Below are 23,841 nucleotides of genomic sequence, written 5' to 3'. Positions count from 1 at the left end.
GACGAACGATTGGAAATCCAGTGGGCATGCCGGTTGGCACGTGACTGATATTTCAGCGTCTTCAACGTGGGTGGGGCACTTCATTCCGGCAGGGCAATCGCGCATTCCGGCAAAGCCACGGGCGGATTCGGCAGGCGGATATGCAGATTCGGCAGCGCGCCTGTTTCAGGCCGGCTGGCCGATCGGTGCCGGCGAGCGCATCAACGTGTCGCGCGGCAGTTCGCCGAACACCTTGCGGTAGTTGTCGGCAAAGCGCGAGAGATCCCACAGGCCGCAACTGAGTGCGATGGCCTTGACCGAGCGGCGGCTGGAGTCGGCCATCGACAGGCTTCGGCATGCGGCACACAGCCGAAGCATCGACAGGTAACGGTTGGGCGACACGCCGAACAGATCTTCGAACGCGTAGCGCAGGCCACGTTCGCTGACGCCGGCCGCATCGCAGATCTCATTCATATAGATGTTGCGCCGCAGGTTGAGGCGCATGAAGTTCTCGGCGCGCTGCGCGATGAGGTAGTGCGTCCGCCGCGCGCGGGTGAAGCCTGGGCGATCGGCAGGACCGGCCGCGAGCAGCGCCTGGATGTGTTCATGCAGCAGGCGGTTGGTCTCTTCCGGCTGCAGTGCCGCACCCTGCCCCAGCTGCGCGTGCAGCTGCAGGTAATGATTGGCCAGCGCCTGGCTGTCGACGGGCAGCTGCACCAGGCTCAGGGCCTGGCCCGCCGGTGGCGTGCTGCGCAGGCTCAGTTCGGTGAGCTTGCGCTGCACCCGTGCCACCGGCAGCAGCATGACGGTGATCTGGGTGCCTGCGCTGAGCGCGAACTCACTGATGCCTTCAGGCAGCACCGTGAACGACATGCCCGTCACCATCGGCACACCGTGGCACCAGCTCTGCACTTCATCGGTGGCATGCACGAAGCCGAGCATCGCCCAGTCCGGCGGCAGCATGAAGCGCCCACGGCACTGGAAGCCGCAGGTGATGCTGCAGAACAGCGCTTCATCGTGCACCCGCGAAGAGAACGCAGCCTTGGGCCCGTTGCCGTCGAGCAGCAGCAGTTCCACATCGCAGACGCGAAGCACACCGCTCAGCGTCGCCAGGTCGATCGACCGGAGTTCGCCGTCGTCGAGCTGGCCGCCTTCGATATCGCCCACCCCACCTTCCATGACAGTGTCGTCCCCCATGAGTCCGTATCCGCCGCCCCCACTGCCTGACAGGGCGCGTGCCGCAATCCATTCATCGTGCCGTAGCAAGCCCTGCCTGCAGTGCAGCCGGCCGCCACGGGTACGTTTCAATTGCGTTGGAGTATTGCGTGTAAATGAGCGTCCGTAAACAGTGACGCATTACGTAAACCCATTAATGTCCAGCCCTTCGAAACGAACCCACGAATGGCACGGAATTCGCATGCAGCAAGGCTTCCGGCGATTTTCTCGATCCAAATGAACGCATTTGTCGGGTAACGTTTTCTCTTCACCTGAACAGCCGCGTTTCTTCACGCGAAAATGTTTTTCTGCCGAATTTGCATATTGATTTGGCTTGCGGCATCGCGCCATTCGGGCAAGAGTCGATGCCATGGTGATCCGGCCACGCGACATCGGCCGCACCCAGGGGGAAACATGCAGATGCACGCGACCCGTACACGGCTGACCCGCGGCAGGACGCCGCGCGATGGCGCTCGTGCGCAGGCTGCTCCCGGGGAAGGGATCACGTTGATTGACCATGGCGGGACTGTCCCGCCATGTCCCCCTGCCAGGATGGCGGGGGTCCATGGATGGACCCGGTGGAGCCGGGCGCCCATTCAACCTGGGTAATACACGAAAACCTGACTGGTATAGGGAGACAACCGTCATGAACGCCTCGATCCGCAAGTTCCTCAACGAAGAAGACGGCGTGACCGCGCTGGAATATGGCCTGCTGGCAGCGGTTATTGCCGGCGTGATCATCGCCCTCGGCGGCAGCGAGATCAAAGAGTTTTTCGGAAAGCTCTTCTCTAACCTGACCGATCTGGCTGACAAGGCCGCAGGCGCCGGCCCGTAAACCGCGGCGCATGGTCCGCACGCGGCCCACACAGCCGCAGCTGCGGATCGCTGAAAGAACTGAAGTGCTGAGACAGAAACGGTCCATTGATGGACGCTGAGGGTGTGGGATGACGTTACTGGGGCTGTTGGCCATGGGTTTGAGCCTGCGCATCGCGATCAGCGATCTGTACGCCCGCCGTGTCCCCAATGCCTGGCTGGTCGGAGCGTGCGCGCTTGCCCTCCCGTTGATTGTCGCCGGTCAGTTTTCCGGCCCGCACCTTCCATGGTGGGGGCACCTGCTGGGCGCCGCGCTGGGGCTGGCATCGCTGCTGCCTTTCTACGCGCTCGGCTGGATGGGCGCCGGTGACGTCAAGTTCTTCGCCGTGCTGGGGTTGCTGCTGGGCTGGAACGCCCTGCTCCCGATCTGGGTCGCCGCAAGCCTGGTGGCAGGCCTGCACGCGGCGCTGGTGATCAGCACGCGACGGGTGATGCCCTGGGTGTCGCCACGCCTGCAACTGCACTGCGCGCGATGGAGTGCGCACTGGCAGGCGCGCCCGGCCATCCAGGACATGCACCTCGCCCGCCAGGGACGCCAGGGCATCCCCTACGCCGCCTATCTCGCCTTCGCCGCCATCGGCTGGGTCGCGGCCTCGACCCTGGGAGTACTGCCATGAAGACGATCCGATCCCAACGCGGCGTCATCACCGTCGAGTACGCGCTGATGATGATGCTCGGCTTCCTTCCACTGCTGATGCTCACCTTTTCCGGCGTGATGATCATGGCCGCGCAGCAGACGCTGGCGACCGCATCGGCCGAAGGCGCGCGTGCATCGCTGCGCTTCGGCAGCACCGCCGAACGCCGCGTCGCCGCATGCTCGGCCGCACGCCGTTCGATGCAGTGGCTGCTGCGCTTCTCGGGCCAGGAGCCTGACTGCAGCGCGGCCAGCAGCAGCGGCGCCATCGTGGTCTCGCCCCCGGCGGCGTGCAGCGGCCTGGCCAGCGCGCAGTGCGTGACCGTCACGGTCAGCTACGACTATTCCAGCCACCCCTTCCTTCCCGGCACCGGCACGCTGTACGGCTGGGTGATGAAGGCCCCGATCCGCAGCGTTGCGGTCGCCCAGCTCGATCTCGGCAGCAACTGACGATCGGTTTCCGGAGATGGTTCCATGCTCAAGTTGACCCGCATCGCCGCCGTCGCACTGATCGCCCTGGCCGCGTTGCTTGCGGTGGTGGCGTTCATGGTGGGGCGCAAGCCCGCCACCACGGCGACCGCGCCCATGGCGGCCTCGACCACCGACGCACGCACGATCACCGTGGTGGAAGCCGTGGCACGGCTGCCAGCCGGCGAACCCATCCGTGCCGATGGCGTACGCCTGGCCCAACGCACCAGCGCCGAACCGGGCGCGTCGTCCGACATGGCCTCGGTGCTCGGCAAGGTGCCGGTGCAGGACATCGCCGAGGGCACCGCGGTCAGCCGTAACCTGCTGGCACAGGGCTTCTCGCTGCAGCTTCGCACCGGCGAGCGCGCGTTGGCGGTGCCGGTCGATGAGCTGGTGGGTGCGGGCAACCGCATCCTGCCGGGCGATTTCGTCGATGTCTTCCTCAACCTGCGCAGCGCCAACAACAGCGCGAACGGCCAGCCGGAACCGGCACAGACGCGCCTGCTGCTGTCTCGCCTGCGCGTGCTCAGCTATGGGCAGCAGGACATCGCCGTGGACACGGCCCAGGCCGGCGCTGGAAACAGCGGCAGCGCGCAGGGCGACGACTTGCGTGCCGCCGATATCTCCGGCAGCGCCAGCACGGGCAGCCGCAGCGACACCGCCCAGCCTGCACGCAGTGCGGTGCTGGCGGTGCCGGTGGACGACGCCAACCGCCTGCTGCTCGGCGCGCAGCAGGGCAAGCTGTTCCTTGCGCTGCGCAACCCGGCCGATGCCGGCCTGCCCGATATTGCCCTGTTCCCGCAGGCACGCGGCGTTCTGGAACCGCTGCGCGGGCTCGACAGCGAACAGAAGGAAGCGCTGCAGCGCCCCGAGAACAACGCCTACGCCGGCATCGACGGCGATGGCCTGGCCGGCGGCGCAGCCCGACCACGGCCAGTGGCCGAGGCGACGCCGCGTCCGGCCGCACCGCGCCGTGCCGCCGCGCGACCGGCCGGCATCGAGATCATCCGTGGCGATAGTGCAGCCCCCCGCGGTTCCCTTTGACCTGCCCCGAGACCTTCCATGACCGCACATCGCCCGCATCCCTGCCCGACCGCGCGCCAACGCTGGCTGGCCCTGCTGCTGGTGCTGCTGGCACCCGGCACGGGCGTGGCGGCAGATGAGCTGGTGCTGCAGGCCCGCGAACAGCGTCCGTGGACGCTGCCGGCTGATCTTGAACGGGTGGCGATCGCCGATCCGGGCGTGGCCGACGTGGTGATGCTGCGCGGCCAGCGCCAGGCACTTCTGGTCGGCAAGGCGCCCGGCGCCACCACCCTGCTGCTGTGGCACAAGAAGCAGGCCGAGCCGCAGCGCCTGCAGGTGCGCGTGCAGAGCGCCGTGCAGGGCGCCGCGGATGCCGGCCGCAACGGCCTGGTGTTTACCCAGCAGGATCAGCAGGGACTGCTGCAGGGAAGCAGCGACAGCATGCTGAGCCACATGCAGGAGCAGAAGACAGCGACCATGGCCCTGGGCAAGGACGGCATGCTGGCCGACGCCTCCACCATCGCCAGTGGTGGCGTGGTGCAGGTGGAAGTGAAGGTGGTCGAGTTCAACAAGACCGCACTGAAGCAGATCGGCATCAGCTTCCAGAACCGCAACGGTGGCTTCGCCTATGGCTTCGCCCGCCCCGGCGGCATCCTGCCGGGCAACACCGGCGTGCTGCCGGGAATGACGGAAGGCGGCAACAGCAACGAAGCAGAGTCGCCGATCTCCTCTGCATTCCGGCTGGTGTTCGGCTCGACCAAGGGCCTGTGGAATGCCGACGTCGACCTGCTGCAGAGCAACGGAATGGCCCGCGTCCTGGCCGAGCCGACCCTGGTTGCACTGTCCGGCCAAAGCGCGAGCTTCCTGGCCGGCGGCGAGCTGCCGATCCTCGAGCCGCAGGGCCTGGGCACCACCACTGTCACCTACAAGCCGTTCGGCATCGGCCTGACCGTCACTCCCACCGTGCTGTCGCCCAACCGCATCGCGCTGAAGGTGGCACCGGAAGCCAGTGACCTTGACTACACCAACGCCATCGCCCTCAACGGCGTGCAGATCCCCTCGATCAGCACGCGCCGCGCCGACACCACGGTCGAGCTGGGCGACGGCGAAAGCTTCGTCATCGGCGGGCTGGTCAGTTCAACGGTGGCGTCCACGGTGAACAAGATCCCGATGCTGGGCGACCTGCCGATCATCGGCTCGTTCTTCCGCAATCTGGACTACAAGCGCCAGGACAAGGAGCTGGTGATCATCGTCACCCCGCGCCTGGTGCAGCCACTGGCCCGCAACACCGAGCTGCCGCTGCCCGGCGACCGCGAGTCGCGCCCGCACATGCCCGAATGGGGTGCATGGCTGCTGGGCCCGGTCACCCAGGACCCGGTGCCAGGCTTCTCGCGCTGACCCGATGCTGCCGAGTCCACGCCCATGCCCTACGCCACCGCCCAGCCACTGCATGCCACCGGACCAGCGATGAACCTGGTCCTGTACGGCATTGATCGTGAACTGCTGCCGCGGCTGGCGCTGCGGCTGCCGGCATCGGCGGTGCTGCACTGGCAGGACAGCACACAGCCGACCTCGGCACAGGACCTGCAGCGGGGCGCCAACAGCCTGGTGCTGCTCGACTTCCGACCAGAGTACGCGGCGTCTTCGACCGTGCTGGCCGAGCAGCTGCAGCAGACCCAGCCCGACCTGAACCTGATGGCCGTGGGTGCCACCGGCACCGGCCAGGTGGAAGGCGTGGTGATGGCCCTGCGCGCCGGGCTGCGCGATGTGCTCGACCTGGACAGCGACAACGGCGCAATCGAGACTGCCTTGCGCCGGGCGCTTTCGCCGCGCACCGCCGCCTCCCCGCAACCGTCGCACCGCGCGCGGTTCGTGCTGATGCTTGGCGTGCGCGCCGGCGTCGGCACCAGTACCCTGGCCGCACATCTGGCCGTGCTCGCCCAGCAGCAGCGCAGCCACGCAGGCGACGATGCCACGGGAACCGACGGCCTGCTGATGGAACTGGCGCAGCCGGCGGGCGATCTCGCGCTGTACCTCAACCTCGACAGCCGCTTCCATTACGAAGATGCGCTGCGCAACGCCAGTCGCATCGACGCCACCCTCGCACGCACTGCCATGGCCCGGCACACCAGCGGCCTGGTCCTGCTCGATCGCGCCAGCGGCAGCGATGCGGTGCCGCCGTCCGATCCTGGCGCGCTGCTGCAGCGCCTGCGCGGGGTCTTCACCAGTGTGCTGTGCGATGCCGGCGGTTGCCCGCTGCGCCAGTTGCCGCCGCTGCTGCTGGAACAGGCCGACGAAATCTGGCTGGTGGCCGACACCGCCATCGCCACCCTGGTCTCGCTCGACCATGCCCTCAAGCACCTGAGCGGGCAGCGTGAACGCGAAAGCCGGCTTCAGCTGGTGGTCAACCGTCATGACGAACACAGCGGCCTGGCCCCCGAACAGATCGCACGCCGCTTCGAACTGCCGCTGCTGGCCACCCTACCCGAACGCCCCCGCGTGCGGGCCGCGGCCAGCCACGGCCATCTGCTGCTGCAGGATGCCCCGCGCGATCCGTACCTGCGCGCCCTCGCCCCGCTGGTGGCGCGACTGGACCCGGCCGCCGGCCCGGCCCTGCCGCCCGGCCTGCGGGAAAGACTTGCCCTTGCCCTGGGTGGAACGCCATGGAAGACAAAGTGACCCTGTTTCCCAATGCCATGGCACGCGCCGTGCTGCCTGACAGCGCACCGGCCAACCCGCCGTTCGCGCAGACGGAGCAGTACCAGAAGGTGCTGTCGGCCGCGCATGAGCACCTGCTCAACAGCATCGAAGACGAGCGGATCGATATCGACTCCTGGGCGCCGGACACCATCGCGCGCTGGGTGCAGGTGCAGACCGTCAGCTTCATCCAGGAATGGCGGATCCCGATCAACGAGGAGGAGATGCAGGCGGTCGCCCAGGGACTGGTGAAGGAGCTCACCGGTTTCGGCCCGCTGGATGACCTGCTGCACGATCCGACGATCGAGGACATCCTGATCAACGGCTTCAAGGATGTGCATGTCTCGCAGGGCGGCGTGCTGCGGCGCGCGACCCAGCGCTTCACCGACGACACCCACCTGCTGCGCATCCTGCGCCGCATCCTGGCCCCGATTGGTCGCCGCCTGGACGATTCCAATCCAATGGTGGATGCACGCCTGCCCAACGGCGGCCGCCTCAACGCCATCATCTCGCCGTTGGCCGTGGACGGGCCGATGGTGTCCATCCGCAAGTTCCGCAAGGACCCCTTCACCCCGGATGAGCTGCTGGCCAAGGGCACCTTCGACGGACCGATGCAGGCGCTGATCAAGGCCATGGTGCTGGGCCGCTGCAACATCCTGGTTTCCGGTGGCACCAGCTCGGGCAAGACCTCACTGCTGAACGCGCTGACCAGCTACGTGCCGGAAACCGAGCGCGTCATCACCGTGGAAGACACCGCCGAGCTGTCACTGAACCATCCGCACGTGGTGCGCCTGGAGAGCCGCGTGGGCGGTGCCGACGGCCATGGTGCGGTCGGCATCCGCGATCTGGTGCGCAACAGCCTGCGCATGCGCCCGGACCGCATCGTGGTCGGCGAGGTGCGTGGCGCCGAAGTGCTGGAAATGCTGCAGGCGATGAACACCGGCCATGACGGTTCGATGGCCACCATCCACGCCAACTCGCCGCGCGACTGCCTGTACCGCATCGAGATGCTGGCCGGCTTTGCCGGCTTCCAGGGCAGCGAGGACAGCCTGCGCCGGCAGATCGCCAGCGCGATCGACTTCATCGTGCAGATCGCGCGACTGCCCAGTGGCCGCCGCGTGCTGGTGTCGATCACGGAGATCACCGGGGTCAGCGACAACCTGATCACCACCCAGGAGATGTTCCGCCACGAAGTGCAGGTGGACGCGAACGGGGCGGAGGTCAACCGCTGGATCGGCCTCGGCTTCCAGCCGCATTCGCGCAAGCTGGAGCCGTTCCGCCAGCAGCTGCGCGAGTCGCTGTACGGAGACTTCTGAAATGGGCACCGCCGCGCTCCTGCTGCTGAGCATCGTCGCCGTGCTGCTGGCTGCGGCCGTGTGGCTGTGGGGCGCCGCGCACGGCCGCGAGCAGCGCCAGAGCTCGCTGCAGCACGCCGAGCAGCAGCTCGGCCGCGGTGGCACCACGCCGCTGCCAGCGACCGATCCCGCGCGTGCCGCGCCCGCCGCAGCCAGGCGCGCCCTCCCCTGGGACGCCTTCCTGCAGCGCGCCGGCCTGGACCCGGGCTGGAAACTGCCGCTGCTGCTGCTCGCGCCGGGCATCGCGCTTTCCGTCGTCGCCGTGCTGCGCCTGGGTACACTGTGGATGTTCCCGCTCACGCTGGGCCTGTACCTGCTCGGCTGCGGGCTGTGGATCGTCCGCCGCACCACCCGCCTGCGTGCGCGCCTGCTGCACCAGCTGCCGGATTTCCTCGACAACCTGGTGCGCCTGACCGCACTCGGCAACAGCCTGCAGATGGCCTTCCAGACCGCTTCGGTGCAGACCACCGCGCCGCTACGCGGCATGCTTGACACCACCGTGCGCTACGCGCGCAGCGGCATGGACCTTGACCGTGCGCTGGGCCTGGCGGCGCAGCCCTACCAGATGGACGTGCTCAAGGTGCTTGCGGTGGTGGTCGGCGTCAGCGTGCGCGTCGGCGGACGTTCCGACCAGATCCTGCAGCGCATGGGCGATTTCATGCGCGACCTCGAGCAGGCGCAGCAGGAACTGGCGGCGACTACCTCTGAAACGCGGATGTCGGCCTGGGTGCTGGGCCTGCTGCCGCCAGCCTGCGCCGTGCTGATGGCGATCAGCAGTCCCGATTTCTTCCAGCCCGTGCTGCACGACCCGCTGGGCCACAAGGTGTTGTTGATGGCCCTCGGCCTTGAGCTGGTCGGTGGTTTCCTGCTGTATAGACTGGCGCGCTCGCTATGACCAAGCATCTGTACCCGGGAGACCTGCGATGAGCGCCGCCACCTGGTGGATGCTGGCCCTGCTGGTACTGGCCGCAGGCGTGGCATTGCTCGGCCTCGGCGGGTGGGTGCGTGGCAGCCGCGAAGCGCGCACCTCTGCGACCCTGCAGACCGCACTGCGCCCGCGTGATGCCGCACCGCCGGAGCCCGCGCCTGCGCGCGACGCCTTCGGCTGGCTGCAGCAGCTCGGCCAGGTATTTGCCGGCGGCCGCCTGGAAGCGGCGCTGCTGGCCAGTGAGGACCGGCTGCTGCTCGACCTCGCCGGCTGGAACACGCGACGTGGCACCGCCATCTACCTCGCCCTGCGCCTGATGCTCGCCGTCCTGGTGCTGGTGGCCGCACTGGCAATGAGCGATGCCACCGGCGTGTCACGCCTGATGGTGGTCATCGCTGCGCTGGCGGCGGGACTGCTGCTGCCGAAGTTCGCGCTGTCCAGCTGGGTGTCGCGGCGGCGCCGTGCGGTGTCCAACGAATTGCCACTGCTGATCGACCTGCTGCGCCTGCTGCAGGGCGTGGGCTTCAGCATGGACCAGAGCCTGCAGACGCTGGGTGACAAGCTGCCCGATGCGCTGCCCGTGCTGGGTCGCGAGATCAAGGAAGCAAACACCGCCTATTCGCTCGGCCGCACGCGCGCGCAGTCGCTGCGTCGCCTCAGCGAGGTCTATGGCGATGACGACCTGTCCAGCCTCGTGCAGCTGATCCTGCAGGTGCATGCGCATGGCGGCGCGGTGCAGGAACCGCTGCGGCAGTTCAGCGTGCGCCTGCGCGAGCAGCGCCGCAACACGCTGAAGGAAAAGGTCGGCAAGCTCTCAGTGAAGATGACCGTGGTGATGATGCTGACCCTGCTGCCGGCACTGATGCTTGTGCTTGCCGGCCCTGCGCTGGTGGCGCTGGCCAATACCTTGACCAAGATGGGATGAACCTCATGCCTGCGCTTCGCCCCGCCTGTCTGCTGTGCGCCCTGGCCGTGCTCGCCGGCTGCGCTTCGACCACCCCGACCTATCGCCAGGGGCCCAGCCTGGCCGAGCCTACGCCGTCGCCGCAGGACAGCCGCAACACCTACCTGGAATTGATCGCGCGCATGCAGCAGCAGGGCGCGTGGTTTGCCTCGCTGGCCCATGCCGACGCCTATCGGCAGCGCTTCGGCGACGCACCCGCTTTGCGCCTGCTGCAGGCCGACGCCCTGCGCGAGACCGGCCAGGCCGACGCGGCCGCCGATATCTATCGCAGCCTCGATTCCGGCGCCCAGGCCGCGGCCGCCGCGCATGGCCTTGGCCTGATCGCAGCGCGCCGCAACGATGATGCTGCCAGCGAACTGGCGCTGGCGCGCGCTACCCGCCTGCAGCCGTTGAACACCGACTACCTCGGCGACCTGGGCTACGCGCGCCTGCGTGCCGGCCAGCTGGAGCAGGCACGCGAACCGCTGGCCAAGGCGCTGGAGCTGCAGCCGGGCAATGCCAAGGCCACCGCCAACCTGACGCTGTGGGCCGTGCTGCGCGGCGATGCGGCCACGGCCGAGCGGCTGGCGACGCAGGCCCAGCTCAGCCCGGACGTACAGCGCAGCATCAGCGAGCAGGCGCAGCAGATCCGCGCACGCTGGCAGCAGCGTGACGCCGCACGCAGCGCGCCGGCCACCGCCCCCGTCGCTGCAGCACGCACCGCAATGCCGACCCGCGCGGCAGTGCGCGGCCAGATCGCCGCCGAAACCCCACGCGCCGAGCGCGACGACCGCCTCGTCCCGCGCTTGGCTCCGACCATGCTCGAACGCTTCGGCAGTGCCGACCACTCCACCGGGAACACGCCATGACCGCTTCCATTCTCCTGTTCCGTTCCCGCATGGCCCTGGCCACTACGTGCCTGCTGTGGGCTTCGGCCAGCGCCGCACAGTCGCCGCAGACGCCACTTACCGGCCATATGATGGGCGGCCCCCTGCCCGCTGCGCTGGCCCCTGTGCACGCGCCGCCGTCGGCGCCGGCCCAGCAGCGGCCCACCGTGGATCTCACCGCACCTGCGGTCGCGACGACCGCCTCCGCCGTCAGCACCCAGGCCGCACCGCCGGCCACCCTGGTGCCGACAGGCAACGGCGCGACCGTGCGCCACCTGTTCCAACTGCAGGCCTCGGGTGCCCAGGCAGGCGCCCGCCTGCCGATCCTCGGCGACCAGGCCACGGCCAGCTATGCGCGCTACCTGAAGAGCTTCGAGCACGAAATTCCGGAGTTCTTCGAAACCGATGTCACGCCCGCTTCCGGCGCGTCCGGCTCCGGCCGCTGAGGATTCGACGATGAGCCGTGCGCCGCGCACCCTCGCCTTCCACCAACGAGGTGGCATGTCGGTCACCATGATGCTGGTGCTGGTCTCGCTGGTGACGATGCTCGGCCTGGTGGAAGTCGGCTACCTGCTCTGGGCCAAGCGCGATGCGCAGAAGGTGGCCGATCTGGCCGCGCTGGCGGGCGCGCAGCGTCTGGACCTGTGCACGCCCGGCAACACCGACAACGCCGCCGCCCGCCACAACGCACTGCAGGAAAATGGCTTTGGTGGCCAGCTTGAGGTGAGCTGCGGCAACTGGAACCCCAACCAGGCCAGCGCCGATCACTTCCTCGCCACCGTCAGCGCGGAGAACCCGCGCAACGCGGTGAAGGTGGTGGCGTATCGCAGCGTGCTGCCGTTCTTCGGCATCAATGCGCAGCTGCCGACGGTCAGCGCCCAGGCCGTGGCCAAGCGCACCGCGCCGTCGGCGGTGTTCAGCGTGGGCTCGCAGCTGCTGCGTACCAATGGCAACTCACCGCTGATGTCCACCCTGCGCCTGGTAGGCCTGGATGCGAGCAACGCCACCGTGCTGTCCTACGACGGCCTGGCCCAGGCCAGCGTGACTCCGTCGGGCCTGCTCAAGGCGCTGGGCATCCCGGTGGAGGCCAACCTGAGCGTGGCCGATTTCAACCGCCTGCTGTCGGTCAACAAGATCTCGCTGGCGAAACTGATCGATGCCACCGCCGTCGTGCTCGGGCGTGACAGCGTGGCCGCCGCGCAGCTGCGCGCGCTGGGCAGCCTGGTGTCGACCGGCCTGGACATCAACCAGGCCAACATCACCCTCGGCAGTGAGACCGGCGGTGGCGGCCTGTTCGCCGAAGTGATCGCGCCGGATGGAACCATCGGCAGCGCGCTGGAATCGAAGATCAACGTGCTGGACCTGCTCAATACCGGCATTTCCATCGCCAACGACAGCAATGGCCTGCAGGTCCGCGGGCTCAACCTGCTCGGCATCGACGCCAAGGCCGGCGTGATCGAGCCGCCGTCCATCGCCATCGGCGGCATCGGTGCGCGCGCCTACAACGCGCAGGTACGGTTGATGGTGGACGTCGACAGCAACCGCGTGCCCGCGATCGGCGCACTGCTGTCACTGCTGGGTACGCGCCTGCACCTGCCGCTGCACGTCGATGTCACCAATGCGATGGGTACGCTGACCGCGATCCAGTGCGGCGCCACGCCGCCGACCGCCACGGTCAAGGTCGATTCGTCGGTGTTGCGGGCCTGCGTCGGCGCCGTCAATGCCGCCGATCTGTTCTCCAAGAGCAATGTCTGCGATGCGACACTGCAGAACGCACAGCTGCTGACCCTGCTCGGCCAGCCAATGATCAACAACAAGATCACGCTGGGGGCACTGACCGACAGCCAGAACCTGACCCTGGCCGCGGGCCAGACCGGCTCCACGCGGATCAATCCGCTGGCGCTGGGCGATACGGTGTCAGGCCTGGTCACTGAGCTGCTGCGCGTGCTGTCCGGCATGCTGCGCGGCCCGGCAAGCGACCCCAAGCAGGCCGCCACCGCACTGGCCGACCGCTACCTGACCGCCGCGCACCCCGCGGGTGGCCGCTACAACGTCGACAACGTCATTCCGCTGCTGCGCGATGGCAATGCCGCGCAGAACCTCGCACCGCTGGGCGACTGGACCGTCAGCAAAGGTGTTCCCCGTCTCTGCCTGCTGGGCCTGACAACCTGCTGGGATGACGGTTCGGTGTGGACGGGATACCGCACTGCAGTGACCGGCCAGGGCCTTGGTCTGCTTGATGGTGCCCTCGGCGCGCTGCTCGGCGGCCTGCTGATCAACCGCTGTGACAGCCTGATCAGCAATCTGGTCAGCTACAACACCTGCGTCCGCGACAACCTGGCGTCCTACATCCAGACCAGGCCCGGCGGATTCAACGACCCGAGTGCCGGCGGCGGGGTCACCGCCCCTGGCAACAACGTCAGCTGCTCAGGCCTGCTGTGCATGGTGCTCACGCCGATCCTGGACATCCTCAAGCCAGTGCTCAACAGCGTCGGCGCGCTGCTGACCAACCTGCTGGCCGACCTGCTGGGCCTGGAACTTGGCCGGACCGACGTCAGCATGCAGTCGATCCAGTGCAATGCCGCCCAGCTGGTGTATTGAGTGCGGTCCAGTGCGGTTGGCGTCTGCTGCACCCATGCTAGACTCGCCGCGGGGAACCACATCCATTTCAACCACACTTCATTCGTGGATGGTCTAGACATGCGAGAAACTTCAGGGGGCACCGTCTTCGCCCGGTACCCGCGCGGCGCGGCACTGCTGGCCATGGCCATGATCCTGGTCGCACCGTCGGCACTGGCGGCGCGCGGCGATCGCGAAGCGGCGGCCGAACCGGTCCGCAGCGGGCCGGTGGTGCGCAATACGGTGGACGAACTCAAGCAGTTGATGGATGGCAACCAGCTGACCGAGCTGCGTACCACCTACAACGGCAACTACGGCGCCAGCCTGCTGTTCAACGCCAGCACCCTGACCTACTACGTGGCGCTGTTCCAGGAAAAGAACTTCTGGCGCGTCATCAAGACCGATGCCGTCGACAACGCCGAGCGCGTCTACCGCACCTTCGTGCAGCAGACCGAGCAGCTGGCCCAGGTCTACATCGACACCACCCGCCTGGAAGCAGGCAAGCGCTACACCGAGCGCCTGGTGTCGTACAACGAAGAACGCCTGCGCACCCTGCAGCAGGAAATGGAGCAGCAGCAGGCACAGTCGGCCCAGGTCAGCGCGTCCCTGCAGCAGGCCCAGCAGCAGGCGGTCAGCCTGAGCACCGATGTGCAGAGCACCAACAACCAGCTGGACGCCCTGCAGCGCCGCATCCAGATCCTGCAGGCCGAACAGGGCAATCCGGAGCTCAGCCTGCCGAAGGCGGAAGCTTCCGCTGTGCCGGCGGCCGCCAGCGACGGCAACTGACGTCGTGGCACTGCACCACACGCGACGGCACCTTCGGGTGCCGTTGCTGTTTCAGGGGGACTGGCAGGCCAGGCGCAGGGCGTCATCCAGCTGCCGCCGCTGCTGGTAGTCCAGCCGACGCGCACGCGTCATCTTCCGCGCCTGCTCGCGGCGTGCCTGCTCGCAGCCGGCCGGATCACGCGCGAGGGTGATCAGCGCGCCCTCGGCCTGACCACGGCGGCCACGCCGCACATTGGACTTCGGCGCACCCGCCTGCGCCGGGCGCGCGGGCTTCGACTCACCCTTGCCTCGTGCCTGCGCCGCCTCGGCCGGCACGTCCCAGCGCCATTCCGCCCGGCCCTGGCACGGCGTCTGCTGGTAGACCGGGTGCGGCCCGTCCACGCATTTGTAGACATGGGTCTGGGCCAGCGCGGCACCGGCCAGCAGCCAACCCGCGATCGCCCCCGACAGCATCCTCTTCATGCCGCATCCTCCGTAGCAGAACGGGCATCGTGGCCAGCACCGACCGACTGCCGCCAGAGCGGAATGCGTCGTCCCCGTCTCTGTCCGCCTGCCATCCATCGGACACAGGCGTGCAAGCCGCGCGGCGGATCCTGCGCTGTACTGCCGGTACGCCGGCAGCGTCACCGCCGGCGTGATTCCCCTACCGCCAAAGGAACCTGCAATGAGCAACTTCGTTACCGTCAAAGATGGCGCCCGCATCTTCTACAAGGACTGGGGCACTGGCCAGCCGATCGTGTTCGCCCATGGCTGGCCGCTGTCGTCGGATGCGTGGGATCCGCAGATGCTGTTCATGGGCCAGAACGGCTACCGCGTCATCGCCCATGACCGCCGCAGCCATGGCCGCTCCAGCCAGACCTGGGACGGCAACAACATGGACACCTACGCCGACGATCTGGCCGCGGTGCTCGATGCCCTCGACCTGAAGGACGCGATCCTGGTCGGCCATTCCACCGGTGGTGGTGAAGTGGCCCACTACGTCGGCCGCCACGGCAGCAAGCGCATGGCCAAGGTGGTGCTGGTCGGCGCCGTACCGCCGCTGATGCTGAAGACCGAGGCCAACCCGGCCGGGACCCCGCTGGAAGTGTTCGACGGCATCCGCAAGGGCACCGGCGGTGATCGTTCGCAGTTCTTCAAGGACCTGACGGCACCGTTCTTCGGCGCCAACCGTGATGGCAACAGCGTCACCCAGGGCATGCGCGATTCGTTCTGGCTGCAGGGCATGCTGGGCGGCGTCAAGGGCCAGTACGACTGCGTGCACGAGTTCTCGGAAGTGGACTACACCGAAGACCTGAAGAAGATCGACGTGCCGGCCCTGGTCGTGCATGGCGATGACGACCAGATCGTGCCGTTCGATGCGTCGGCCAAGCTGTCCTCGCAGATCATCAAGGATGCCGAACTGAAGGTCTACGCCGGTGCCCCGCACGGCCTGACCATCACCCACGCCGACCAGTTCAACGCCGACCTGCTGGCGTTCGCACGCAAGTGATGCAACGCGGCGGCGCCCCAAAGCGCCGCCGTCCCCCTTTTTCCCTGCTCAGAACGCGAAGCAGGAGCAGCCCATCGCGCCCCAGAACGCGGTCAGGTCATCGGTCGGTGCCGCGTGCTGCGCGGCATGGCCGTGGGCACCGTGGGTACCGCAGGCCACACGGTGGTGGTGGTGGTGCGCCGCAGCCAGGCCGGTGGCGGTGCCGCCAACGTGGTAGCCACCAAACGTGTTCACCGGCGACCAGTCCGGCATTGCCGGCGGGAGCTGCGGTGCCAGGCCGGCATAGTCGCCGTCGGCGTGCACGATGCGGCCACCGACCACGGTCAGCAGGCTGGTGATGTCGGCGATCCGCGCATCATCGACGCGGAAGAAATCAGACGACAGCAGGATGAAGTCGGCCAGCTGGCCCTGCTTCAGCGTGCCCTTCACCGCTTCGTCGCCGGAGAACCACGCGCTGCCCTGGGTCCACAGGCGCAGTGCCTGTTCGCGTTCCAGCAGGTTCTCGCCGCCATACAGGGCCAGGCCACCGACCGTGCGCCCGGTCACCAGCCAGGACAGCGCCACCCACGGGTTGTAACTGGCCACGCGGGTCGCATCGGTACCGGCACCGACCGGCACGCCCTCGGCCAGCATGCGCTTGACCGGCGGCGTATGCCGCGCGGCCTGCACGCCATAGCGCTCGACGAAGGCCTCGCCCTGGTAAGCCATGCGATGCTGCACGGCGATGCCGCCTCCCAGTGCACGGATGCGTTCGATATTGCGCGGGGTGATGGTTTCGGCATGGTCGATGAACCAATGCAGGCCATCGAACGGCACCTCGCGGTTCACCTGCTCGTAGACATCCAGGATGCGGGTGATGCTCTCGTCGTAGGTGGCGTGGATGCGGAACGGCCAACGCTTTTCCACCAGCAGCTTCACCACGTCGTGCAGCTCAGGCTCCAGCTCCGGCGGCAATTCCGGCCGCGGCTCGTTGAACAGCTCGAAGTCAGCGGCGGAGAACACCAGCATTTCGCCGGCACCGTTGTGGCGAAGCAGGTCATCGCCCTGGCGCGGTTGCAGGATCTCGCTCCAGCCACGGAAATCGTTGACCTCGTTGCCCTTGTTCTGGGTGAACAGGTTGTAGGCGATGCGCACGGTCAGCTGCTCGTCGCGGTGCAGCTGCTCGATGACCTGGTAGTCCTCCGGGTAGTTCTGGAAGCCGCCACCGGCATCGATCACCGAGGTGATGCCCAAGCGGTTCAACTCACGCATGAAGTGGCGCGTGGAGTTGGCCTGGTACTCGATCGGCAGGCGCGGGCCCTTGGCCAGCGTCGCGTACAGGATCAGCGCATTGGGCTTGGCCAGCAGCAGGCCGGTCGGGTTGCCCAGCGAGTCGCGCACGATCTGGCCACCGGGCGGATCCTGCGTCTCCTTGGTGTAGCCGCAGGCACGCAGGGCGGCGCGGTTCAGCAGCGCCCGGTCGTACAGGTGCAGCAGGAACACCGGCGTGTCCGGCGCGATGTCGTTGAGCTCGTGCAGGGTCGGCAGGCGCTTTTCGGTGAACTGCGTTGCGGTGAAGCCACCGACCACGCGCACCCATTGCGGTGCCGGGGTGCGGTCGACCTGCGCCCTCAGCATGGCCATCGCATCGGCCAGCGAACGCAGCCCATCCCAGCGCAGTTCCAGGTTGTAGTTGAGGCCACCGCGGATCAGGTGGGTATGGCTGTCGTTGAGGCCGGGCACGATGCGGCGGCCCTGTGCATCAATGATGGTGGCCTCGTTGCCCCATTCGCGCATGATCTGCTCGTCGCTGCCGACCGCGGCGATGCGGCCGTTCTGAACCGCCAGTGCCTGCGCGTGCGGCTGCTGCGGATCAAGGGTGGTGACGCGGGCGTTTCTGATGACCAGCGTGCTCATGCGGCGCTCCTTGGGAAGGGTTTCGATGGCCGCGGCGGCACCGCCGGCCAGCCCCAGCGCCATCGCGGCGCCGCTGGCCAGCACGACGTTGCGTCGGCCGTGGTCGAGGGGGGAGGAACTCATGCGATGTCTTCAGGCAGGGCCAGGCCATCCAGCGCCCAGGCGCCCGGCCCGGCCAACGCGATCGCCAGCAGGGCCAGCGTCCACATCAGCGGGTACTCGGTGCCACCGCGCATCCAGAACCAGCCCTTGGGCAGGGCCAGCAGCGCGGTGAAGGCAATGAACGCGGCCGCGGCCAGTGCGGCAATGCGGGTCTGCCAGCCCAACAGCACGGCCACCCCGGAGGCTACCTGCAACAGGGCCAGCAGCAGCGGCAGCGGCGCCACCGCCGGCAAACCGAAGCCGCGCAGTTCGCCGGCAAAACCAGCCAGGCCCGGGCCGCCAAACCAGCCAAACAGCTTGCCCAGCGCGTGTGGCAGCAGGAAACCTCCCCCTGCCACGCGCAGCATCAGCAGGGCCAGGTCGAGGCCATGCCCGTTGCCCATGCTCAGTGGCCGCCTTCCTGTGCGCCGAACATGGTCTTGGCGTACTGGATGCCGATGCCGTAGCCGCCGGCATGGTCACGGGCGATGCCGGTGGTCAGGCCGTAGGTCTCGCCACGGGCCCAGTCACGCTGCAGTTCCAGCAGGTACTGCACGCTGGTGATCGGGCGCGCGCCCGCCTGCACCATGCGGGTGATCGCACGCTCATGTGCCTCATCACTGACATCGCCGCAGGCATCGGTGATCACGTAGACCTCAAAGCCCTGCTCCAGCGCCGACAGGGTCGGGCCGACGATGCACACGCTGGTCCACAGGCCTGCCAGCACAAGGCGCTGCTTGCCGATGCGGTTGATCTCATCGATCACCGGCTGGTCTTCCCAGGTATTCATCGAGGTGCGGTCGAACACGGCCTGGCCAGCGAAGATCTCCGGCAGCTCCGGGAACATCGGGCCGGAGAACGACGTCTCGGCGACGGTGGTGAGCACCACCGGCACGTTGAAGCCCCTGGCACCCTTGCTGATCAGCGAGACGTTGTTGCGCAGCGCGGAGATGTCGATGGTGTGGGTGGCAAACGCCATCTGCGACTGGAAGTCGATCAGCACCAGGGCATGGTCGGTCGGGGAAAGCAGGCCCTTGGCAGGCGTGGCGGTGGCAGTGGTCATGGGTGGGTTCCAGAAGTGGGCGGGGCAACAGAAGCGGGGTGGACAGCGGGTATGTGCAGGGCGGCATCACCGGCCAGGTACTGGCCGGGGCTGCAGCCGGTCTCGGCACGGAAGCTGCGGACGAAATGGCTCTGGTCGAAGAAGCCCAGATGCTGGGCCAGGCGGGACATCGGCTGGTCGCCGGCCGGCAGCAGTTGCCGCGCGCGTTCGATGCGACGACGGCGCAGGTAGCGCAGCGGGCTGGCGCCGGTACCGGTGCGGAACAGCCGCACCAGATGGAAACGGCTCACGCAGGCCACCTCGGCCAGCTCCGTCACCCGCAGCGGCTGCGACAGATGCGCATCGATGTAGTGCAATGCGCGCTGCAGGGCGGCAGCCTGGTGTGGCGCCAACGCGGGGGCTGGAGCAACGGGCGATGAAGCTTCAGCCATGACAGAGCACCGCGACGGGGTGCCCCATGGTGGGCCGCCAGGTACCGATGCCCTACCCCCGTCCGTCGAGGCCACCACTCACCCGTTCGGGGGAGGCCGACGTGCCAGCAGCGGCACCGCCGCGCCCTTCAGCCACACTGCCACGCAGTCCAGAATATCCCGGCGCACACAGGGCAGCGGCCAGGTACAGCCGCAGCCAGAGCAGGCCCAGGCCGGGCCCACGGTCGGGAAACATCACGAACAGACGCTGCGTCCTCGGCCTCCACCACTCCATGGCCGGCGTGATAGCCGATCCCGCCGCCACCGCGCCTACCCCGTTCGGGTCACCCTCGGCTGCCCCGCACCTGCCAGAATGCTGCCCATGCGTGGCCGCCCCCTCCCCTTGCTGCGTCGCCTGCGGGCGCTGCTGTCGTGCCTGCTGCTGATCGCCCTGCCCGCCTTCGCCGAGCAGCGGCCGGTCGTGGCCGACGGCATGCCCGGCTACCAGCACACCGCGTGGCGGGTCGGACAGGGTGCGCCCGGCGACATCTGGGACATTGCCCAGGACCCGCAGGGCATGCTGTGGCTGGCGACGGGCTCGGGCCTGTACCGCTTCGACGGCCGCCGTTTCGAGCGCCAGGCCGCGCCGTCGGGCAGCTCGTTTCCCTCCACCAACATGGTCACCCTGGCAACGGATGCCGACGATAGCCTGTGGATCGGCTATTTCCAGGCCGGCATCAGCCAGCTCTCCGGCAGCCGCCTGCGCAGCTTCGGCCGCGCCGAGGGCGTGCCGATCGGCGTGGTGCCGCACTTCAGCCGTGATCGCGACGGTCGACTGTGGGCGGCCATCAACGGTGGCCTGCGCTGGTTCGATGGGCAGCAATGGCGCGCGTTGCCCCGCGACAGCGGCGTGCCGGATCGACGCGTGCAGTGGCTGCTGCATGATCGCCAGGGCACGTTCTGGGTGCTGGCCGACCTGAAGATCTGGCGACGGCCCGCCGGTGCCAGCGCGTTCGAGGACACCGGCATCGCCGTCTCGCAGATGGCCTCCTTGGCCGAAAGCCCGCGCGGCGAAATCTGGCTGGCCGACCGCATTCGCGGCACCTCGCCGCTGGCCAGCGCGCACGGCCTGCTGCCTGCCGCCGAGCGCGAGGCGCGACGCCTGCCCGAACTCGTCGCCGCGCGCCTGCAGTTCACCGCCGATGGCACGCTGTGGGCCACGATGAGCCCGCATGGCGGCGTGGCAAGGGTCACCTTCGAGGGCGACCAGGCCACGCGCATGGAGCGCTTTGATGCGCCGCAGGGCCTGACCGCCACGTCGGCAGTTCCGGTCCTGCTGGATCGCGAACGCAATCTCTGGGTCGGCACCAACCTTGGCCTCAACCGCTTCCGCGCGCGCAGCGTGCAGACCCTCGCAGCCGGCCCCAGTGATCCCTATCGCTCGCTGGTACGCGCCAGCGACGGTCGCGTGTATGGCTATGGCGAGAACCTGAAACCCTACGACCTGCGCCGCACATTGCTGGGCGGGAGCGCCTGGCAGCTGCAGGATGCCGCACGCCAGGCGCCGACACCGTTGTGGCAGTTCGACTGGATCAACCTGGTCCGCACCGTCGGCGGCCACGCCACGCGCATTCCATTGCCGGCCCCCTACACCGGGCAGCCCCTGCAGGCGCTGCTGTTCCACAACGACGATGACGCCTGGATGTGTGTCGGCGAGCGTGGCGTCCTGCGCTACCAGCACGGGCAGTGGTACCGCCAGCCGCGGCTGCCCGAACAGGCCTGTTCGTCGATGGCGATGGCCAACGAAGGCGCCGTGCTGCTGGGTTATGCCGATGGCCGGCTGCGGCGCATGGACGACCGCGGCGTGGCGACGTTCGATACCCGCCAGGGGCTGGCCGTTGGACCGGTGACGGCCCTGCTGCAGGACCAGGACATGCTGCTGGTGGCCGGCGAAGCCGGGCTGGCCGCGCGCATCGGCGACGGTCACTTCAGCGAGGTGCGCACGGACATGGCGGGCGTGCTGGAAGGCATCACCGGCATGGTCGCCGACGCACATGGGCGGCTCTGGCTCAATGGCAGCCGCGGGCTGGTGCGGCTGGACCGCACCGCCCTGCGTACAGCCGTGCTCACCCATCAACCGGTGGCACCGCGCCTGTTCGACGCAGTCGACGGCATGCCCGGCATCGCGCTGCAGAGCGGCCCGATTCCCACCGCCGCGCTGGCCGCTGACGGCCTGCTGTGGCTGGCTACCAACCAGGGGCTGGCGTGGCTGGACACCAACGCTGCGCACACCAACACCCGGGCACCGGGTGTGCGCATCGGCGACGTGCTGTATGGCGCCACCCAGGCTCCGCTGCAGGAAGGGCTGCGCCTGCCGGCCGGCACTACCCAGCTGCAGATCGACTACGTGGCGCTGTCGCTGGCCCGGCCGGAACGCAACCGCTACCGCTACCGGCTGTCCGGCGTGGACGAAGGCTGGCAGGACGCCGGCAGCATCACGCGTGCCTACTACACCAACCTCGCCCCGGGCACGTACCGCTTTGAGGTGGAAGCGGCCAACGAAGACGGCATCTGGAGCACGGCGCCGGCCAGCCGCAGCTTCAGCATCGCCTCCACCTTCGTGCAGACGATCTGGTTCAAGCTGCTGTGCGCGGCACTGGTACTGGTGGCGCTCATGGTGGCCGTGCGCATCCGCAGCGGACAGCTGGCCGCACTGTTCCGCGCGCGCCTGCAGGAACGCCATGGCGAGCGCGAGCGCATCGCCCGCGATCTGCACGACACCCTGCTGCAGGGCAGCCAGGGGTTGATCCTGCGCCTGCATGCGATCAGCCAGTCGGCGCAGACGCCGGACAACGTGCGCACTCAGCTGGAATCGGCAATGCAGCTGGCCGAGCGCAATCTCGCCGAGGGCCGCGAGCGGGTCAATGCGCTGCGCGATGGTCCCTTCGCCGGCCGCGACCTGGCCACCGCACTGGCCGACGTGCATGCCGAGTACGCCGGCCAGGGCACCAACCCGCTGCGCCTGACCGTCGAAGGCACGCCACCGACACTGCGGCCCGATGCCGTGGAGGAAGTGTTCCTGATCGGACGCGAAGCGATCCGCAATGCCCTGCGCCACGCCCAGGCCAACGCCATCGAAGTGGAGCTGTCCTACGGCAGCCGCTGCTTCCTGCTGCATGTGCGCGACGACGGCGTCGGCATTGCCGACGATGATGCCGGCCATGGCCACTGGGGCCTGCAGGGCATGCGCGAACGCGCGCAGCGGCTGGGCGCGGAACTGCAGCTGTGGACCCGCCCGGGCCTGGGCACCGAAGTCGCGCTGGCGGTTCCCGCACGGCGCCTGTATCACCGCCGGCCGCCACGTTGGCGCTGGCCCTGGAGTGCAAAGCACAATGACTGAGTCTTCTTCCCCGATCGGCGTGCTGGTGGTCGACGACCATCCCCTGCTGCGCGACGGCCTGGCCGCCCTGCTCGGCGCGCAACCTGACCTGCGCCTTCTGGGCGAAGCCGCCGATGGCGAAGAAGCCGTCGCGCGCTACCAGGAACTGCAGCCGGACGTGGTGCTGATGGACCTGCAGATGCCGCGCCTGGATGGCGTGGAAGCGATCGTGCGGATCCGTGCGCTGGACCCGCGCGCACGCATCATCGTGCTGACCACCTACCGTGGCGACGTGCGTGCGGTACGTGCGCTGCAGGCCGGCGCGAGCGCCTACCTGCTGAAGGATATGCTGCGCCACGAACTGGTGGACACGATCCGCACGGTGGCCGGTGGCCGCCGCGCCGCGATTCCACCCGCGGTGGCCGCGAGCATCGCCGCCCACGTGGTGGAAGACCGGCTGTCGCCGCGCGAGACGGAAGTGCTGCGGCACGTTGCCGGTGGCCTGTCGAACAAGCGCATCGGTGAGCGGATGCAGATTTCCGAGCAGACGGTGAAGGCGCACATGAAGAGCCTGATGGACAAGCTGGGCGTGGGTGACCGCACGCATGCGGTGACGCAGGCGCTGCGGCGCGGGATCATCAGCCTGGATGACAGCGGTCACGATTGAAGGTGGGGGTTTTCTGCAGGGCTTGCAGCCCTGCACCTGCAGAGGCCGAAGCCGAAGCCGAAGGAAGATCAAGAGCGGCATTCCGGGGGATGGCGGGGCACTGTGGGTTTGCGGGGACGCCGCAAACCCATCCATGGGGGCTTGGTCGCCGCTTGCTCGTGTGCGCTGTCCTGCGCACACGGCAAGACCGGGGTTGGGCGTCCTGCCCAATCCGCCCGAGGCATGCCTCGGGCCCATGCGGCTCACACCCCGCAAACCCACAGTACCCCGCCATCCCCCGGAATGCCGCTCTTAATCTTCCTTCGGCTTCGGCTTCGGCCTCTGCAGGTGCAGGGCTGCAAGCCCTGCAGAAAACCCCCACCTTCAATCGTGACCGCTGTCATCCAGGC

Annotated in this window: 22 protein-coding genes; 16 read left to right on the top strand and 6 right to left on the bottom strand. The window is 68.3% G+C overall.

Annotated features, from left to right (window positions below):
- Window positions 1–165 precede the first annotated feature (165 nt).
- On the bottom strand, window positions 166–1,176 hold the full coding sequence (locus AC1VXD_RS14080; RefSeq protein ID WP_482992555.1) for an AraC family transcriptional regulator: 1,011 nt from the start codon (window positions 1,174–1,176) through the stop codon (window positions 166–168).
- 664 nt (window positions 1,177–1,840) lie between these two features.
- Here AC1VXD_RS14080 and AC1VXD_RS14075 point away from each other — a divergent pair.
- The 13 genes from AC1VXD_RS14075 to AC1VXD_RS14015 all read left to right on the top strand — a co-directional run bounded on the left by AC1VXD_RS14075 (window position 1,841) and on the right by AC1VXD_RS14015 (window position 14,407).
- Window positions 1,841–2,029 (top strand): Flp family type IVb pilin, encoded by a 189-nt coding sequence (locus AC1VXD_RS14075; protein WP_482992554.1) that lies wholly within the window; start codon window positions 1,841–1,843, stop codon window positions 2,027–2,029.
- Window positions 2,030–2,138: 109 nt separating this feature from the next.
- A complete protein-coding gene (locus AC1VXD_RS14070; protein ID WP_482992553.1) occupies window positions 2,139–2,684 on the top strand; it encodes an A24 family peptidase in 546 nt (181 codons plus the stop codon).
- The gene (locus AC1VXD_RS14065; RefSeq protein ID WP_116864105.1) at window positions 2,681–3,151 is read left to right on the top strand and encodes a TadE/TadG family type IV pilus assembly protein; all 471 of its coding nucleotides are present in this window, start codon (window positions 2,681–2,683) and stop codon (window positions 3,149–3,151) included. Before AC1VXD_RS14070 ends, AC1VXD_RS14065 begins: the two co-directional genes overlap by 4 nt.
- Window positions 3,152–3,175: 24 nt before the next feature.
- Window positions 3,176–4,213 carry a Flp pilus assembly protein CpaB gene (gene cpaB / locus AC1VXD_RS14060; protein ID WP_482992552.1) on the top strand — a complete coding sequence of 346 codons (1,038 nt, stop codon included), beginning with the start codon at window positions 3,176–3,178 and terminating at the stop codon, window positions 4,211–4,213.
- Window positions 4,214–4,231: 18 nt separating this feature from the next.
- Window positions 4,232–5,590 carry a type II and III secretion system protein family protein gene (locus tag AC1VXD_RS14055; RefSeq protein ID WP_482992551.1) on the top strand — a complete coding sequence of 453 codons (1,359 nt, stop codon included), beginning with the start codon at window positions 4,232–4,234 and terminating at the stop codon, window positions 5,588–5,590.
- Window positions 5,591–5,659: 69 nt separating this feature from the next.
- The gene (locus AC1VXD_RS14050; RefSeq protein ID WP_482992550.1) at window positions 5,660–6,871 is read left to right on the top strand and encodes a CpaE/TadZ family protein; all 1,212 of its coding nucleotides are present in this window, start codon (window positions 5,660–5,662) and stop codon (window positions 6,869–6,871) included.
- Window positions 6,856–8,205 (top strand): TadA family conjugal transfer-associated ATPase, encoded by a 1,350-nt coding sequence (locus AC1VXD_RS14045; protein WP_482992549.1) that lies wholly within the window; start codon window positions 6,856–6,858, stop codon window positions 8,203–8,205. The genes AC1VXD_RS14050 and AC1VXD_RS14045 overlap by 16 nt, the downstream gene beginning before the upstream one ends.
- A gap of 1 nt (window position 8,206) precedes the next feature.
- Window positions 8,207–9,139, top strand: a complete 933-nt coding sequence (locus AC1VXD_RS14040) for a type II secretion system F family protein (protein WP_482992548.1) — start codon at window positions 8,207–8,209, stop codon at window positions 9,137–9,139.
- 28 nt (window positions 9,140–9,167) lie between these two features.
- Window positions 9,168–10,097 (top strand): type II secretion system F family protein, encoded by a 930-nt coding sequence (locus tag AC1VXD_RS14035; protein WP_482992547.1) that lies wholly within the window; start codon window positions 9,168–9,170, stop codon window positions 10,095–10,097.
- A 5-nt stretch (window positions 10,098–10,102) separates the two neighbouring features.
- Window positions 10,103–10,984: a tetratricopeptide repeat protein gene (locus tag AC1VXD_RS14030; protein WP_482992546.1), complete on the top strand. Its 882-nt coding sequence runs from the start codon at window positions 10,103–10,105 to the stop codon at window positions 10,982–10,984.
- Window positions 10,981–11,448: a DUF3613 domain-containing protein gene (locus tag AC1VXD_RS14025; protein ID WP_482992545.1), complete on the top strand. Its 468-nt coding sequence runs from the start codon at window positions 10,981–10,983 to the stop codon at window positions 11,446–11,448. The genes AC1VXD_RS14030 and AC1VXD_RS14025 overlap by 4 nt, the downstream gene beginning before the upstream one ends.
- Before the next feature lie 10 nt (window positions 11,449–11,458).
- Complete coding sequence (locus tag AC1VXD_RS14020; protein WP_482992544.1) at window positions 11,459–13,603, top strand: TadG family pilus assembly protein; 2,145 nt, start codon at window positions 11,459–11,461, stop codon at window positions 13,601–13,603.
- 99 nt (window positions 13,604–13,702) lie between these two features.
- Window positions 13,703–14,407 carry a DUF2968 domain-containing protein gene (locus AC1VXD_RS14015; RefSeq protein WP_482992543.1) on the top strand — a complete coding sequence of 235 codons (705 nt, stop codon included), beginning with the start codon at window positions 13,703–13,705 and terminating at the stop codon, window positions 14,405–14,407.
- A 51-nt stretch (window positions 14,408–14,458) separates the two neighbouring features.
- Here AC1VXD_RS14015 and AC1VXD_RS14010 read toward each other — a convergent pair whose 3' ends face one another.
- A complete protein-coding gene (locus AC1VXD_RS14010) occupies window positions 14,459–14,869 on the bottom strand; it encodes a hypothetical protein (protein WP_482992542.1) in 411 nt (136 codons plus the stop codon).
- Between the two features lie 202 nt (window positions 14,870–15,071).
- Here AC1VXD_RS14010 and AC1VXD_RS14005 point away from each other — a divergent pair, with 202 nt between their 5' ends.
- Window positions 15,072–15,896 (top strand): alpha/beta fold hydrolase, encoded by an 825-nt coding sequence (locus AC1VXD_RS14005; protein ID WP_482992541.1) that lies wholly within the window; start codon window positions 15,072–15,074, stop codon window positions 15,894–15,896.
- 48 nt (window positions 15,897–15,944) lie between these two features.
- On the opposite strand, the gene AC1VXD_RS14000 is transcribed toward AC1VXD_RS14005, so the two are convergent.
- The 4 genes from AC1VXD_RS14000 to AC1VXD_RS13985 form a co-directional block, all read right to left on the bottom strand.
- On the bottom strand, window positions 15,945–17,792 hold the full coding sequence (locus tag AC1VXD_RS14000) for an amidohydrolase (RefSeq protein WP_482992565.1): 1,848 nt from the start codon (window positions 17,790–17,792) through the stop codon (window positions 15,945–15,947).
- Window positions 17,793–17,911: 119 nt separating this feature from the next.
- Complete coding sequence (locus AC1VXD_RS13995; RefSeq protein ID WP_482992540.1) at window positions 17,912–18,337, bottom strand: DoxX family protein; 426 nt, start codon at window positions 18,335–18,337, stop codon at window positions 17,912–17,914.
- A 2-nt stretch (window positions 18,338–18,339) separates the two neighbouring features.
- Window positions 18,340–18,996, bottom strand: coding sequence for a hydrolase (locus AC1VXD_RS13990; RefSeq protein ID WP_482992539.1), 657 nt, complete (start codon window positions 18,994–18,996; stop codon window positions 18,340–18,342).
- Window positions 18,993–19,427: a helix-turn-helix transcriptional regulator gene (locus AC1VXD_RS13985; protein WP_482992538.1), complete on the bottom strand. Its 435-nt coding sequence runs from the start codon at window positions 19,425–19,427 to the stop codon at window positions 18,993–18,995. The genes AC1VXD_RS13990 and AC1VXD_RS13985 overlap by 4 nt, the downstream gene beginning before the upstream one ends.
- 352 nt (window positions 19,428–19,779) lie before the next feature.
- Here AC1VXD_RS13985 and AC1VXD_RS13980 point away from each other — a divergent pair, with 352 nt between their 5' ends.
- Together AC1VXD_RS13980 and AC1VXD_RS13975 are read left to right on the top strand one after the other, a co-directional pair.
- Window positions 19,780–22,806 carry a sensor histidine kinase gene (locus tag AC1VXD_RS13980; protein ID WP_482992537.1) on the top strand — a complete coding sequence of 1,009 codons (3,027 nt, stop codon included), beginning with the start codon at window positions 19,780–19,782 and terminating at the stop codon, window positions 22,804–22,806.
- The gene (locus AC1VXD_RS13975; protein WP_406235935.1) at window positions 22,799–23,452 is read left to right on the top strand and encodes a response regulator; all 654 of its coding nucleotides are present in this window, start codon (window positions 22,799–22,801) and stop codon (window positions 23,450–23,452) included. Before AC1VXD_RS13980 ends, AC1VXD_RS13975 begins: the two co-directional genes overlap by 8 nt.
- Window positions 23,453–23,841: the final 389 nt, after the last annotated feature.

The organism is Stenotrophomonas sp. STEN054, from assembly GCF_056854535.1.
The sequence above is the reverse complement of the archived record's forward strand: the minus strand, read 5'-3'. Positions and strand labels throughout refer to the sequence as shown.